13 protein-coding genes are annotated in these 14,266 nt (G+C 52.7%); 12 read left to right on the forward strand and 1 reads right to left on the reverse strand.

The window, feature by feature from the left end; all coding sequences use genetic code 11:
• The first annotated feature begins 45 nt into the window (after positions 1-45).
• From RBH92_RS02150 to RBH92_RS02165, 4 genes are all read left to right on the forward strand, one after another.
• Entirely contained in the window at positions 46-1,065 is a 1,020-nt protein-coding gene (locus RBH92_RS02150) for a DnaJ domain-containing protein (RefSeq protein ID WP_307933065.1), read from the forward strand.
• A 217-nt stretch (positions 1,066-1,282) separates the two neighbouring features.
• On the forward strand, positions 1,283-1,711 hold the full coding sequence (locus tag RBH92_RS02155) for a YeeE/YedE family protein (RefSeq protein ID WP_307933066.1): 429 nt from the start codon (positions 1,283-1,285) through the stop codon (positions 1,709-1,711).
• A gap of 25 nt (positions 1,712-1,736) precedes the next feature.
• The gene (locus RBH92_RS02160) at positions 1,737-2,153 is read left to right on the forward strand and encodes a DUF6691 family protein (protein WP_292922713.1); all 417 of its coding nucleotides are present in this window, start codon (positions 1,737-1,739) and stop codon (positions 2,151-2,153) included.
• 104 nt (positions 2,154-2,257) lie between these two features.
• Positions 2,258-2,593: an ArsR/SmtB family transcription factor gene (locus RBH92_RS02165; protein WP_292922711.1), complete on the forward strand. Its 336-nt coding sequence runs from the start codon at positions 2,258-2,260 to the stop codon at positions 2,591-2,593.
• A gap of 123 nt (positions 2,594-2,716) precedes the next feature.
• On the opposite strand, the gene RBH92_RS02170 is transcribed toward RBH92_RS02165, so the two are convergent.
• Positions 2,717-3,886: a L,D-transpeptidase family protein gene (locus RBH92_RS02170; protein WP_307933067.1), complete on the reverse strand. Its 1,170-nt coding sequence runs from the start codon at positions 3,884-3,886 to the stop codon at positions 2,717-2,719.
• Between the two features lie 211 nt (positions 3,887-4,097).
• Between RBH92_RS02170 and RBH92_RS02175 the strand changes: the two genes are divergently transcribed.
• From RBH92_RS02175 to haoB, 8 genes are all read left to right on the forward strand, one after another.
• Positions 4,098-5,315 (forward strand): SUMF1/EgtB/PvdO family nonheme iron enzyme, encoded by a 1,218-nt coding sequence (locus tag RBH92_RS02175; RefSeq protein WP_307933068.1) that lies wholly within the window; start codon positions 4,098-4,100, stop codon positions 5,313-5,315.
• Positions 5,316-5,445: 130 nt separating this feature from the next.
• Positions 5,446-6,360, forward strand: a complete 915-nt coding sequence (locus RBH92_RS02180) for a 2-hydroxy-3-oxopropionate reductase (protein WP_307933069.1) — start codon at positions 5,446-5,448, stop codon at positions 6,358-6,360.
• A gap of 4 nt (positions 6,361-6,364) precedes the next feature.
• The gene (locus RBH92_RS02185) at positions 6,365-7,819 is read left to right on the forward strand and encodes an FAD-linked oxidase C-terminal domain-containing protein (protein ID WP_307933070.1); all 1,455 of its coding nucleotides are present in this window, start codon (positions 6,365-6,367) and stop codon (positions 7,817-7,819) included.
• A 5-nt stretch (positions 7,820-7,824) separates the two neighbouring features.
• Positions 7,825-8,898: a glycolate oxidase subunit GlcE gene (gene glcE, locus RBH92_RS02190; protein WP_307933071.1), complete on the forward strand. Its 1,074-nt coding sequence runs from the start codon at positions 7,825-7,827 to the stop codon at positions 8,896-8,898.
• Entirely contained in the window at positions 8,899-10,143 is a 1,245-nt protein-coding gene (gene glcF, locus RBH92_RS02195; RefSeq protein WP_307933072.1) for a glycolate oxidase subunit GlcF, read from the forward strand. It begins immediately after the preceding gene.
• 152 nt (positions 10,144-10,295) lie between these two features.
• Complete coding sequence (locus RBH92_RS02200; protein ID WP_307933073.1) at positions 10,296-11,075, forward strand: hypothetical protein; 780 nt, start codon at positions 10,296-10,298, stop codon at positions 11,073-11,075.
• Positions 11,076-11,463: 388 nt separating this feature from the next.
• On the forward strand, positions 11,464-13,179 hold the full coding sequence (locus RBH92_RS02205) for a multiheme c-type cytochrome (RefSeq protein ID WP_307933074.1): 1,716 nt from the start codon (positions 11,464-11,466) through the stop codon (positions 13,177-13,179).
• Complete coding sequence (gene haoB, locus RBH92_RS02210; protein ID WP_307932964.1) at positions 13,176-14,207, forward strand: hydroxylamine oxidation protein HaoB; 1,032 nt, start codon at positions 13,176-13,178, stop codon at positions 14,205-14,207. Before RBH92_RS02205 ends, haoB begins: the two co-directional genes overlap by 4 nt.
• Positions 14,208-14,266: the final 59 nt, after the last annotated feature.

Consider the following 14,266-nt stretch of genomic DNA (forward strand, 5'->3'; position numbering starts at 1 on the left):
AGAATCACTTGCCGATAAACCCGAGATCCATTTTTTCCAGCTATCATGATTGAGCGGCGCAATTATTATCGCATTCTTCATGTGCAGCCCGATGCGCCAATGGCGGTGATTAGCGAGAGTTACCGGATGCTGATGCATAAGCTTAAAACACATCCGGATCTGGAAAGCGCGGATTGGAATGCCGATCTGCTGAAGATTGCTTATGATACCTTGCGGGATCCTGATAAGCGCGCCGGATATGACCGCGAATTATTGAAGCGCTACCATATCCGGATACTGAGCCAAGGAGCGTTGGGTGCCGCGGCGGTGAATCCGGATGCGGAAAATTCGCGTGCTGAAGGGACTGCGAATTTTAAGCAGCGCAATTATTACCGGATTTTGCAGGTGCAGGCGGATGCGCCAATAACCACAATTACCGCAAGCTACTGGGCTTTAAGAAAGAATTCACCGCACGATCATGCCATGCTTGATGAGGCCTACCGGATTTTATCCAATCCGGCATCGCGCAAACATTATGACGCGTTATTGGCCGGCGATATGTGGCAGGCGGCCAAAAAGGAAATGGAAATCAAAAAAGATCAGCTTCCGGCGTTGTTTGCGAATTTTTTTAGACCCGCGCAATCTGCAATCGAACCTTATCAGGCAGTGATCACGCATTACTGCTCTTTTTGTAAAACGCCGCATGTATCGCAGACCGGCTTTTATCAAAGCGGCAATTGCCTGGAGTGCTCCAGCCCGTTGGCGGCATTCCAGCAAGACCAACTGGATTCACCCTATCGAATGCTGACCCGCATCAATGTGCGGGGGGAATTGACATTTTATTTGTTCTGGCCGGGGAGGCCATGTCAGGGCATTTTTCAAGATTTGTCGCCTGCCGGAATTCGTTTTTTGACGAACGTGATGCTGGATCGAAGCGATATTATCAAAATCGACGCTCCCAATTTTCAAGCAGTGGCGGAAGTCACGCATACACGGCAAGAAAACGGCGGGTTTTCGGTCGGCACACGGTTTCTGGCGGCGAGATTCGATCAGCGGCGAGGCAATTTCGTGTCGCTGCAAGTTTGAATTGCCGATACGAATCGAATGTGCCGGTATTTTTTATGGCTAGGCCGTGTAATGATGGTTCGAATCAAGCCGATTGGAATTTTAAAATAACCGGCATCATTTAAAGATTCATTATTACTCCAATAATTGATAGTATATATTGAAATATACCAATATCAATCATAGCTAAATGGCGAGTCCATATTCTTACTGACTGATAGTTTTCGAGGAGCTGACTGTGAATATTTTATTGGAATCGGTGCCATGGCATGCCGCCGCCGGTGGCGCGGTAATCGGTTTGGCGGTTGCGGTGTTATTGCTCTTTAATGGGCGCATTGCCGGTATCTCCGGAATTGTTGGCGGGTTGTTGCGGATGCCGAAAGGCGACATCGGCTGGCGGGTAGCCTTTATAGCAGGGCTTGTTCTGTCCGTGGCCATTTGGAAACTTTTCTGGATTCTGCCGGAAATAAAGATCGAGGCCGGTTACGGTATGTTAGCGCTGGCTGGCTTGCTGGTGGGTTACGGTACACGGCTGGGTTCCGGATGTACCAGCGGTCACGGTGTTTGCGGTTTATCGCGGAGATCGCCGCGATCGATTGCAGCGACTGTTGTTTTTATGACCATGGGTTTTGCAACGGTTTATTGGATGCGTCACGTGTGGTTTTAACATGGGATTAAAGTGAGGATATAACATGATGATGATCACGGCGTTGCTGGCGGGTCTTGTGTTTGGCATGGGACTTATTCTATCCGGGATGGTCAACCCGGCCATTGTTCTGGCCTTTTTGGATGTGGCGGGCGACTGGGATGCTTCGCTGCTTTGGGTAATGGGCGGCGCTGTTACAGCCGGTTCCGTTGCGTTTGCTTTGGCAAAAAGGCAGAAAACCAGCTTTCTCGGGGTGCCGATGCAATTGCCTGCTGCGGCAAAGATTGACAAGCGTTTGTTATTAGGGAGTTTCCTATTTGGTATCGGCTGGGGGATTGCCGGCATTTGTCCGGGACCGGCGCTGGTGCTGGCCGGGTCCGGAAAAACGGAGATTTTTGTATTTTTAATACCAATGTTGCTGGGTATGGGGATTTTTGAAATTGTCGAGAAAAAACATCGGTAAGATTCTACTGACAATCACCTGAAAATAAATTAGCATAAATGCCCTTGCAGTCATTGTAGGATTCGTGGTCTCGTTAATAATTACTATCATAATGATAACTAAATATGAAAACACAACCGGTATTAAACGATATGGCAGCATTGCATGCGTCAGCCTCGGATGCATGCGCTTTGCTGAAAATTCTGGCTAATGAGGATCGATTGCTGATTCTGTGCGAGCTTAGCAGGGGAACCCGGAATGTAGGGGAACTGGAGGAAATTCTGGGGATACATCAGCCGACTTTGTCTCAGCAATTGACCGTGTTACGCGAAGAGAATTTGGTTGAAACGGAACGCAAAGGCAAATATATTTATTACACGCTGGCGAGTAAGGAAGCCATCAAGGTCATGGAAACTTTGTTTGATTTATACTGCAAATCAGCGTGCGAAGGGGTAAGCTGATCGCGGGAATTCAGTATTTTGCCGTATTCGTTGCGCAGCGTTAATCGTATCGTGTGGACGCTGCGCAATCGTACGATCGTTTGCATCGGGAAGTGGTGTCACCGCTCATTCAGCAGGGAAACGTCAGCGGATCTGCCGTGGCTCTTCGCTGGCCATCTCCAATACCTGACTTGCCGTCAATTGTCCTTCCCTATTACCGTCCCAGGTAGCGTTGAACGGCAGCGTGTTTTGCACAAGCTTGGCGTGATTGAGATAGGCTTGCAACGTTATTTCGGATTGCGTAATCGGCACAGCGGCTGCGCGCGGATTGGCTAAAGCTTCCGCCAGTAAAGCCTGATTGATTTTTGCTTGCGGCCGGGCGTTGCGTTTTGCTTTGGCGGTGGTGCGCACGGTGCGCAGTGATTTTTTCAGCAACTGACCGTGATCGCGCCTGTCGTCTTCCAGAGCCGGATAAGCTTGCAGGTACAAATCATCACCACGCCAGCCGAGCAAGCGCGGTTGGTTCACCACGCGGACCGGCGTGCCGACTGGCACGTTGTTAAAAATACCGACGATATCTTCCGGGTACATGCGCACGCAACCGTGGCTGCCGCGCAAGCCGATGCTCGGCGGCTTGTCGGTGCCGTGGATGGCGTAGTTCGGCCAATCGAGTTTCAACACATGCGTGCCCATCGGATTATCCGGTCCCGGCGGCACGATCGCGGGTAACGGGTTGCCGTTCTTGGCGTGCTCTTTTCTGATCGAAGGTGTCGGGATCCATGCCGGATTGGCTTTCTTCGATGCAACGCGGGTCACGCCCATCGGCGTTTTCCACTCCACCCGGCCGATGCCGACCGGATGCGTGATCACGCGCTGAAGTTCGCCGGGCTTGGCTTTCGGGAAATAAAACAGCCGCATTGCAGCCAAATTGATGACGATACCCTGGCGCGGCGCATCGGGCAGCACGAACTGCGTCGGCACGACGACGCGGGTACCGGCTTTCGGCAACCACGGATCGACACCGGGATTGGCGCTGACGATTTCTTCATAACCGACGTTAAACCGCCGCGCGATGTCGGACAACGTATCTTCCTGATCCGCAGTAACGATCTGCACGGCGCCGACGACATCGTCGCGCGTTGCATCGAAACTGAACTCATGGCTGGCAACCGGCATCGGCAGCGATTGAACCCGGGGGGCGGGAGGCGGTGTTGGATGCGTGCTGAAAGTCTGGCAACCGCTTAACAGAAAAACACTGGCGCAAAAACCGTAGGCAAGGCCGTCACGCAGGTATGAAAATTTATTTTTATGCATAAAATCAATGAAATTATAAAAAAGTGGCGTGACCCACAGGGGTCAAATTTACAAGGTTTTGAACGATGGCACAACCATTCATTGAAACAAATCAAGGTATTTCCACCGTCAGTTGATGTGATGGTTAAAAGATCGCAGCGCATTTTTTGACCGGCAAAATCGATTGCCAGTATGATGAGCGCTTTGAAAAAATATCCGATCGAATCGTTTCATGGCCAAAATTTTCATCAACTATCGCCGCAAGGATAGCGCACCGTATGCCGGGCGGCTGTACGACCGCCTGGCCGGTCATTTCGGCTATGATCATGTGTTCATGGATATCGACCAGATCGAACCGGGTGAAGTATTCGATCAAGTGATCGAGGACAAACTGGCAGCCGTGCAAGCGGCGGTGGTGCTGATCGGCGAGCACTGGCTGGATATCACCGATGCCAACGGGCAGCGGCGCTTGGACGATCCCGATGATTGGGTGCGGCTCGAAATTGCCGCAGTGCTCGAACGCGGTATCCGCGTCATCCCGGTGCTGGTGGGTGGTGCCACGATGCCGAAATCGACGCAACTGCCCGAATGCCTGGGACCGTTGACGCGACGCCAAGCGATTGAAATCACCGATCATCGTTTTCATGCGGATGCCGAGAAATTGATAAAGGCACTGGATAAAATCCCGGGTATCCAACATCCCCAAAAACATTCACATGCCAGTCAACATTCTCGTGCTATTCGATTGCCGTTTGAGCCGGAAATGGTACGCATCCCACCCGGAAAATTCTTGATGGGTTCCAATGATGGTGATTTGGGTGAGCGGCCAGTTCACGAAGTCAATATCGACCACGCCTTTGAAATCGGTAAATACGAGGTGACGTTCGACGAATACGATATATTTGCTAAGGCGACCGGTCACAAATTGCCGGATGACCATGACTGGATACGCGGTAAACGACCGGTGATCAATGTGACGTTTCTTGATGCAAAAGCTTATGCCGAATGGTTATCCGTGGAAACTGGTAAAAAATACCGTCTGCCGAGCGAGGCAGAATGGGAATACGTTGCACGGGCGGGTACGCAAACCCGCTACTGGTGGGGTGATGACATTGGAGTGAGCAACGCGAATTGCGTTGGGTGTGGCAGTCGATGGGATGAACGAAAAACTGCGCCGGTGGGTTCGTTTAAGGCAAATACGTTTGGTTTATATGATACCGCTGGTAATGTGTGGGAATTGGTGCGGGACTGTTGGCATGATAATTACGATAATGCGCCTGATGATGGTTCGGCGTGGCTGGAAAAGAATGGAGGCGACTGCAATCGTTGTGTGATTCGAGGTGGTTCTTGGAGCAATGCTCCTCAGAATCTGAGGTCGGCCCATCGCTTCTGGAGTTACCTGGATGTCTCAAATATTTTCCAGGGTTTTCGGATCGCCAGGGATTTTTGACCTTTGTTCTTTGTGCTTTTACCCTTTGCGGGGTGCAGGGGCGTAGCCCCTGCGGGTTTGATTTTTTGAGGGTTGTAGGGCGGATAAGCGTAGCGCCATCCGCCATCGTACGAAATTTATTAAATAAAAAATGACAACTATGACTACTATCGGTTTCATCGGTCTCGGTATCATGGGCAAGCCCATGGCGGGGCATTTGATCAAAGGCGGACATCGTCTGTTTTTACAGTCGCGCAGCGGCGTGCCGGCGGATTTGGTCGCGGCGGGCGGGATCGCTTTGACTTCGCCGCAGGCGGTGGCGCAGCAGGCGGAGATTATCATCACCATGCTGCCGGATACGCCGGATGTGGAAAAGGTGCTATTCGGCGAGCACGGCGTAGCGAGCGGTTTGCAGGCTTCGACAGGCGGGAACAAAGTGATTGTCGACATGAGTTCGATTTCACCGTTGGCGACGCGCGAATTTGCCGCGCGGGTGAACGCACTCGGGCATGATTACGCCGACGCGCCGGTGTCGGGTGGCGATATCGGCGCGCGGGATGCGACATTGACAATCATGGTCGGCGCCAGCCAAGCGGTGTTTGACCGGATTCAGCCGATTCTCGTGTTGATGGGGAAAAGCGTGGCGCGTATCGGCGACGTTGGTTCCGGCCAGGTGTGCAAGGTCGCCAACCAGATTGTGGTGTCGTCGGCGATCGAAGCGGTGGCGGAAGCGTTGCTGTTCGCGTCGAAGGCCGGTGTCGATCCGGCCAAGGTGCGGCAAGCGCTGCTCGGCGGATTTGCCGCGTCAAAGGCGCTGGAAGTGCACGGCCAGCGCATGATCGAACGGCGCTTCGAACCGGGTTTTCGCATCGAGCTGCATCACAAGGATTTGAACATCGCGTTGCAAAGCGCCGCCGAATTGGGCGTGAGCCTGCCGAACACGGCGGCGGTGCGTGAATTGTTTTCCGCTTGTCTCGCGCACGGCGGCGCAACATGGGATAATTCCGCCATTGTCAAAATGCTGGAAAAACTGGCCAATCACGAAATTCACCAACACCCGGAATAACTGCATGTCTGCTCAAGCTCTAGCCGATCGATTGCGTTCGTTTCTGCCGCGCGAAGCGGTGTTGTTCGAAGCCGAAGATTTGCGGCCGTACGAATGCGACGGTTTGTCGGCTTACCGGCAATTGCCGGGCGTGGTGGTGTTGCCGCAAACCGAGGAACAGATCGTCAAAATTTTACAGCTTTGCTATGCAACCCGAACGCCGCTGGTGGCGCGCGGCGCGGGCACCGGTTTGTCGGGCGGCGCGTTGCCGCATGCGCAAGGCGTACTGATGTCGCTCGCCAAGCTCAATCGCATCATTGCCATCGATCCGCTGGCGCGCACCGCGCGGGTGCAGCCCGGCGTGCGCAATCTGGCGATCAGCGAAGCGGCTGCGCCGCACGGTTTGTATTACGCGCCCGATCCTTCGTCGCAAATCGCGTGCTCGATCGGCGGTAACGTCGCGGAAAATTCCGGTGGCGTGCATTGCCTGAAATACGGGCTGACGGTGCACAATATTCTTAAACTGCGCGTGCTGACCATCGGCGGCGAGTGTCTGGAGATCGGCGGTGACAGCCTGGACAGCGCCGGTTACGATCTGCTGGCGTTGATGACGGGTTCTGAGGGCATGCTCGGTATTGTCACCGAAATTACGGTGAAACTGATTCCGAAACCTGAAAAAGCGCAACTGGTGATGGCGGCGTTCGACGACGTGCTGAAAGCGGGCAATGCGGTGGCGAATGTCATCGCTGACGGGATTATTCCCGCCGGCATGGAAATGATGGATAAAATCACCATTCACGCGGTCGAGGAATTTCTGCACGCCGGTTACGACTTGAGCGCGGCAGCGATTTTACTGTGCGAATCCGACGGCAGCGCCGAGGAGGTCGCCGATGAGATCGAGCGTATTCATGCCATCATGCAGCAAAGCGGCGCGACCGGCCTGCGCACTTCCCGCGACGAGGCCGAACGGCTCAAGCTCTGGGCGGGACGCAAAGCGGCGTTTCCGGCGGCGGGGCGGGTGTCGCCCGATTATTACTGCATGGACGGTACGATACCGCGCAAGCGCTTGGCGGAGGTGTTGCACGGCATCGATCAGTTGTCGCAGCAATATGGACTGCGGTGTATGAATGTGTTTCACGCCGGGGACGGCAATTTGCACCCGCTGATTTTGTACGACGCCAATCAACCGGGTGAGCTGGAAAAAGCCGAAGAATTCGGCGGTAAAATCCTGGAAATGTGCATCCATGCCGGCGGCACGATTACCGGCGAACATGGCGTGGGCATGGAAAAGATCAATCAAATGTGCATTCAATTCAAAACCGGTGAGCTGCAGCTATTTCATGCGGTGAAAGCGGCATTCGATCCATTAGGGCTGCTGAATCCCGGCAAGGCGGTGCCCACGCTGCATCGTTGCGCAGAACTGGGGGCGATGCACGTGCACCACGGCGAGCTGAAATTCGCGGATTTGCCGCGATTCTAACAATCATGCAAGCAATCATCGAACAGTATCAGGACACCATTCGCACCGCAGCGGACAACAAATCCCCGCTGCAAATCCGCGGCGGCGGTACCAAGCATTTTTATGGCAACGCGCCAGCCGTGCAACCGAGTGCATTCCTCGATACCACCGCGTATCACGGCATTGTCGATTATGAACCGACCGAACTGGTGATGACCGCGCGCGCCGGTACCCGGCTGGCGGATGTCGAAGCATTATTGGCGCAGCATGGGCAAATGCTGGCATTTGAGCCGCCGCATTTCGGCGCGGCTGCGACGCTTGGCGGTTGCGTTGCCGCCGGTTTGTCCGGACCGCGCCGCGCCACTGCCGGAGCGGTGCGCGATTTTGTGCTGGGTTTGCGCCTACTCGATGGAACCGGGAAGGATTTACGGTTTGGCGGACAGGTAATGAAGAATGTCGCCGGTTACGATGTGTCGCGTTTGATGGCCGGTGCATTAGGGACTTTGGGCGTGATACTGGAGGTATCGCTCAAAGTGCTGCCGAATCCGCCGGCTGAAATGACGCTGCAATTTTCAATGAACGAAGCGGCGGCCATCGAGCAAATGAATCAATGGGCCGGTAAACCGCTGCCGGTTTCCGCGACTTGCCATGCCGACGGTGAATTGTTCGTGCGCCTGTCCGGCGCGGAATCGACGGTGCGGGCTGCTCGTGTCAAGCTGGGCGGCGAGGAAATGGCGGATGGTGAAGCATTTTGGCAATCACTGCGAGAGCAAACGCACGGTTTTTTCCAATCCGGCCAGCCGCTGTGGCGCTTGTCGGTTCGACCCACCGCCGCGCCGCTGGCATTGCCGGGAAAACAATTGCTGGAATGGAACGGCGGTTTACGCTGGTTATCGAGCGATGATGGTTTAGACGTGGAAACGACTCGCAAATTGGCGAAAGATGCGGGCGGGCATGCAATATTGTTTCGAAACAACAGAGCGCGCCAAGCGGTGTTTCATCCGCTAGAACCGGCTATGATGACCATTCATCGCTCGCTGAAACAACAATTTGATCCTGCGGGGATTTTTAACCGCGGAAGACTTTATCCGGATTTATAAATGCAAACCAAGCTTGCCGATTTCATCAAGAATTCTCCGGAAGGACAGGAAGCCGACGAAATTCTACGCAGTTGCGTGCATTGCGGTTTCTGTCTGGCCACTTGTCCGACGTACCAGCTTTTGGGTGATGAACTGGACAGTCCGCGCGGACGGATTTATTTGATGAAGCAATTGCTTGAAGGGCAGCCGGTGACCGAGAAAACTCAGTTGCACCTGGATCGCTGCCTGACTTGCCGCGCGTGCGAAACCACGTGTCCGTCGGGTGTGCGTTACGGCGCGCTGGTCGATATTGGCCGAGGCATCGTTGAGAAACAAGTGAAGCGCAATTTATATTCCGAGGTCATGCGCTTTACGTTGCGCAAGGTATTGCCTAATGCATTGCTGTTCAATACGCTGTTTAAGGCGGGACAGTTGGTGCGCCCCATGCTGCCATCCAGTCTGAAGAAGAAAATCCCGGCAAGACTGGGTACTGCTCAAACCTGGCCGGCCGCGCGGCATGCCCGCGCCATGCTGGTGCTCGACGGTTGCGTGCAACCAGCCCTGGCGCCGAATATCAACGCAGCTTGCGCGCGGGTGCTGGATCGTCTGGGAATATCGCTGATCAAGGCTGAAAAAGCGGGGTGTTGCGGCGCAGTGACTTTTCATTTGAATGCGCAAACGGAAGGCCTGGATTACATGCGGCGCAATATCGATGCGTGGTGGCCGTATGTCGAGCAAGAAAAAGCCGAAGCGATCGTGATGACCGCCAGCGGTTGCGGGGTTACGGTGAAGGATTATGGTCATTTGCTGAGTCATGACCGGGAATATGCGGAAAAAGCCGCGACAATTTCGGCTATGACCAAAGATATCAGCGAAATACTGCTTACCGAGAAAGACAGGTTGCAGAAATTGATCGAGTCAAAAAAAGACGGAAATCAAACAAAATTGGCGTTTCATTCGCCTTGCACGCTGCAGCACGGCCTGAAAATCCGCGGCACAGTTGAACAAATACTGGTAGCGACCGGCTTTGATTTGACGGTTGTGCCTAATGCGCATCTTTGTTGCGGGTCAGCGGGAACTTATTCCATTCTGCAGCCGGAGCTTTCACAACAATTGCTGAAGAATAAAGTGGACGCGCTCCAATCCGGTCAACCGGATCAAATTGCAACCGCCAATATCGGTTGTTTGACGCATCTGCAAAATGGCGCGGCGATTTCTGTGAAGCATTGGATCGAGCTGATTGACCAACGGCTATCAGCACTATAGCGGATGCTGATTGCAGATTGGATAAAGCTCGTTTCATTTAATATTCTCAATTATTTGTTATACAATCCCGAGCTTATTGTTCGGGCGGAAAAGCTGAGCATACGATAGTGTGGTGGTTAATAGATTATTTTATTTGAATATTTGGAGAAAATATGAAGTTAGGTTCTAAAACGGGTTGGGCTACAAAATTAGGCAGTGCAGTTCTGGTTTCATTATTTGCATTGCCGGCGCAGGCACAATTGATGCTTGCGCACGAAGGACATCATGATGCGGGTGGTTGTACGATTAATACCGGGGAGTTTCCGGTGACGTTCAGCGCCTATGAAGTTCCGGAAGGCAATATTCCGCCGATGCACTCTTATTGCGAGAACTTACCCAGCCCCGGTAAAGTGAATTTGACGATTGAATTGCCGCGTGATCAGCGTGCGCGTGATACGCCTCTGGCTGTCCGGGTCGTTCTGGAAGGGCACGGAGGAGGGCATGGCGGACATGGTGGCAAGCATGGCGCTGCTGAGCAGAAAGCGCCTGAAAAAGAAATGGATCATTCGGATCATGAAGGTATGGATCATTCCGATCATGAAGGCATGGATCACGGTACGCATGTGGGTGACAAACATGCGGATCCAACGCATGGCGCCATGGAACATGACAATTATTACTTGCCACCGATGATTCATAAATCCGGAATTATTGTGATTGCCACCAATCTGACCGAACGCGGCAGATATAATATCCTGCTGGAAAGAGACGATGGTGCTGGCAACATGAAAACCGTTGTGAGTATCCCGCTGAATGTCGGTAAAGGTGGCGGTCACGGCAGTCATGGCGGCGGCTTGGGTGTGATGGAAATTGCACTGTTGCTGCTGGTTGTCGGTGGTGGTGCAGGCTATTACTTTTACAGCCGCAAGAAAGCATCAGGAACTGCGGCTTAAAAAAATCTGAAAAGACGAAATCAGGTAAAAATGTTGGTTACGAATGGTAAATGAGCATTTAAACCTGATTTCAGCGCGGTACGATCGGACGATTTTTAGCGCTCTTCAAAGTCGCTTTTTGTAGGTTACATTTTCAGTATTTTTGAGTGCAAATGCGATTCTTTCTCATGCTGAATGTAATCTTTTGAGTCAAATGGAAAGATTTATAAATTGATCTTTCTGCTTGCTATTTATGCATTCCAAAAATCTTGACAGTAGGTGGATGACTCAGTAGTCTAGGGGGCGAGTCCTGAGCGGGTTTAAGGATTAGGAAGACCGGAGTAGTTAATAACAAGAAGAAGATGGGAAGGAAAGGAAAAAGAAAGATGGAAAACCAAAGGAGAGAGAGATGAATGCCAAGAGCTGGCTGAAGAAAGGGGCGCTGATGTTAGGGCTCGTGATAGCAGGGGGATTGCAAGCGGGGAACATACCGAGTGTGCCGAACGAGCTGTACGAAGCGCTGAAGCTGGATCGGGAGAAAGTATCGCCGAAGGAATTATATGAAGCGGTAGTGAAGCGTTACAAGGATCCTGAACAAGGAGCCGGGCGCGGCACACTGGCGCAATACTGGGAACCGATACCGTACGGGATTTATTTAGACCCGGCGACATTTTACAAATCGCCGACCACAAACAAAGAAATAGCGAGCCGTAAGGAATGCGTGGAATGCCATACGGACGAATCACCGGTCTGGGTACAAGCATGGAAACGCAGCACCCATGCGAACTTGGACAAGGTGCGTAACTTAAAACCGAGCGATCCGACTTTTTACAAGAAAGCCAAACTGGAAGAAGTAGAAAAGAACCTTCGCTCGATGGGCAAACTGGCGGAAGGTGAGAACCTGAAAGAAGTCGGCTGTATCGACTGCCACGTAGAACCGAACGCGAAGAAAAAAGCGGATCACACCAAAGACATCATCATGCCGACAGCGGATGTGTGCGGCACCTGTCACTTGGCGGAATTTGTCGAACGTGAATCGGAAAGAGACACGATGATCTGGCCGCATGACCAATGGCCGGATGGACGTCCATCGCACGCGCTGGACTACAAAGCCAACGTAGAGACCACGGTATGGGCGGCGATGCCACAACGAGAAGTAGCGGAAGGCTGCTCGATGTGCCACACCAACCAAAACAAATGTGACTCCTGCCACACCCGCCACGAATTCTCGGCAGCGGAATCGCGCAAACCGGAAGCCTGTGCTACCTGTCATAGCGGTGTAGACCACAACAACTGGGAGGCGTACTCGATGTCCAAGCACGGCAAGATGGTATCGATGCTGGGCGACAAATGGAACTGGGAAGCACCGCTGAAAGACGCCTATGCAGTAGGTGGACAAAACGCACCGACCTGTGCGGGCTGCCACATGGAATACGAAGGCGAATACAGCCATAACATGGTAAGAAAGATCCGCTGGGCAAACTATCCGTTTGTACCGGGCATAGCGGAAAACATCAGAAGCGAATGGTCGGAAGCGCGATTGGACTCATGGGTAGTCACGTGTACCCAATGCCACTCCGAACGTTTTGCACGCTCTTACCTGGAACTGATGGACAAAGGCACCCTGGAAGGGCTGGCGAAATACCAGGAAGCCAACGCAATCGTACATCAACTGTATAAAGAAGGCCTGTTGACAGGACAAAAAACCAACCGTCCTGCACCACCGGCACCGGAAAAAGAAGGTTACGCCTACTTTGCGCAACTGTTCTGGTCGAAAGGCAACAGCCCAGCGGCGATCGAGCTGAAAGTACTGGAAATGCACGAAAACGACCTGGCCAAGATGCACGTAGGATTGGCGCACGTCAACCCAGGTGGATGGACTTACACCGAAGGTTGGGGACCGATCAACCGCGCGTATGTTGAAATTCAAGACGAAAACACCCGCATCCGTGAAATGGTTGCACTGCAAGAACGTGTTAAAAATCTTGAAAACAAGAAAACCAGCTTACTCGACTTAGACGGCACAGCAGAGAAAATCTCTCTGGGCGGTTTAGGTGGTGGCATGCTACTGGCCGGAACACTGGCACTGGCAGGCTGGCGCAGACGTAAGCAAAGCGAAGCTTGATAGGCGCTGACACGACAGATCGCACTACCAAAGTAGTGCGATCGGGAGACAAGCTGCTCCCGTCATTAGGGATACTCCTGGTGACGGGAGGTTTGCTTTTGTTAGGCTGGTTTGCCTATCTTTGGTTTAAACCGATACCGGCGCCTTATCAATACCAACTGATAGCGGAAGGCGATGTGCAAAAATTCGGCAAAATGGGGCTGGAAGACTGGCCTGAGCTGAAGCTAAGCGAATACAAAGTCAAAGCGGAAGGAATCGACAAACCGATCGCGGAATTTATCGTCGCCCAACAAAACGCTGAGCCCCCGGTATTGATTTACTGGAAGAACAGCACCAACGAAGTACTCTATAACTTCGACCGCAAGCCATCGGAACTGACGGTACTGGCAACCGCAATCAGCAAATACGCACCGAAAGACGCATTGATACTCAGCTGGTGGGACACCTCACGGCAAATCAAACTACTCACCGGACGCGACACCTTTTTTACCAGCCACCTGAACGAACCGCTCATGATACCGGTACCCTGGCTGGAACAAAGTGAAGCGATAAGGGCGTATGAAAAACAATTCTGGGAAAGCAAACCCGACGCCAAAGAACTGGAACGCTTCAAACAATTCAGCGGGGCACTAGCGGCGCCAGCGGAAGAAGGCATCAAACAACTGCGGCAACTGATAGGATCCGACCGGGAAACCTACCTGATCGTACACGTAACCGACTTATACAAACTGGGACTCATGTACCCGGAAGAAATTGGCGTCGCCTATCAAAACTTCCCGATGACAGGCAACATGCACGGCCTCATCAACCAAATGAAAGTACAGGTGAAGGAAAACAACTTTGACACCTACACCCTGCAATCGTTGTCGGACAATGAAATCCGGGTATTCTTCCTAAGCGACGAAAAGAGCAGCCAAACATTGCTGGCCAGAATGTTGCCGTTTGTAGACAAACCAGCACCGACAGAACTGGAACTGGCGCAGCTGATCTATCAACAAGGCGGCTACTGGGTATACAAACTGCCGTAGAGAACAGCAAGGACTCAGGGAACACAAAAGAACGCAAAGAAAGTACAACACCGGCACAA

Source organism: Nitrosomonas sp. sh817 (assembly GCF_030908545.1).
GTDB lineage: Bacteria > Pseudomonadota > Gammaproteobacteria > Burkholderiales > Nitrosomonadaceae > Nitrosomonas.

Excerpts from the sequence above, each read along its gene's own strand:
- glcF (WP_307933072.1), top strand. The coding sequence starts at position 8,899 with ATGCAAACCAAGCTTGCCGATTTCATCAAGAATTCTCCGGAAGGACAG.
- RBH92_RS02160 (WP_292922713.1), top strand. The coding sequence starts at position 1,737 with ATGATGATGATCACGGCGTTGCTGGCGGGTCTTGTGTTTGGCATGGGA.
- RBH92_RS02205 (WP_307933074.1), top strand. The coding sequence starts at position 11,464 with ATGAATGCCAAGAGCTGGCTGAAGAAAGGGGCGCTGATGTTAGGGCTC.
- glcE (WP_307933071.1), top strand. The coding sequence starts at position 7,825 with ATGCAAGCAATCATCGAACAGTATCAGGACACCATTCGCACCGCAGCG.
- RBH92_RS02185 (WP_307933070.1), top strand. The coding sequence starts at position 6,365 with ATGTCTGCTCAAGCTCTAGCCGATCGATTGCGTTCGTTTCTGCCGCGC.
- RBH92_RS02165 (WP_292922711.1), top strand. The coding sequence starts at position 2,258 with ATGAAAACACAACCGGTATTAAACGATATGGCAGCATTGCATGCGTCA.
- RBH92_RS02200 (WP_307933073.1), top strand. The coding sequence starts at position 10,296 with ATGAAGTTAGGTTCTAAAACGGGTTGGGCTACAAAATTAGGCAGTGCA.
- RBH92_RS02150 (WP_307933065.1), top strand. The coding sequence starts at position 46 with ATGATTGAGCGGCGCAATTATTATCGCATTCTTCATGTGCAGCCCGAT.
- RBH92_RS02180 (WP_307933069.1), top strand. The coding sequence starts at position 5,446 with ATGACAACTATGACTACTATCGGTTTCATCGGTCTCGGTATCATGGGC.
- RBH92_RS02170 (WP_307933067.1), bottom strand. The coding sequence starts at position 3,886 with ATGCATAAAAATAAATTTTCATACCTGCGTGACGGCCTTGCCTACGGT.
- RBH92_RS02175 (WP_307933068.1), top strand. The coding sequence starts at position 4,098 with ATGGCCAAAATTTTCATCAACTATCGCCGCAAGGATAGCGCACCGTAT.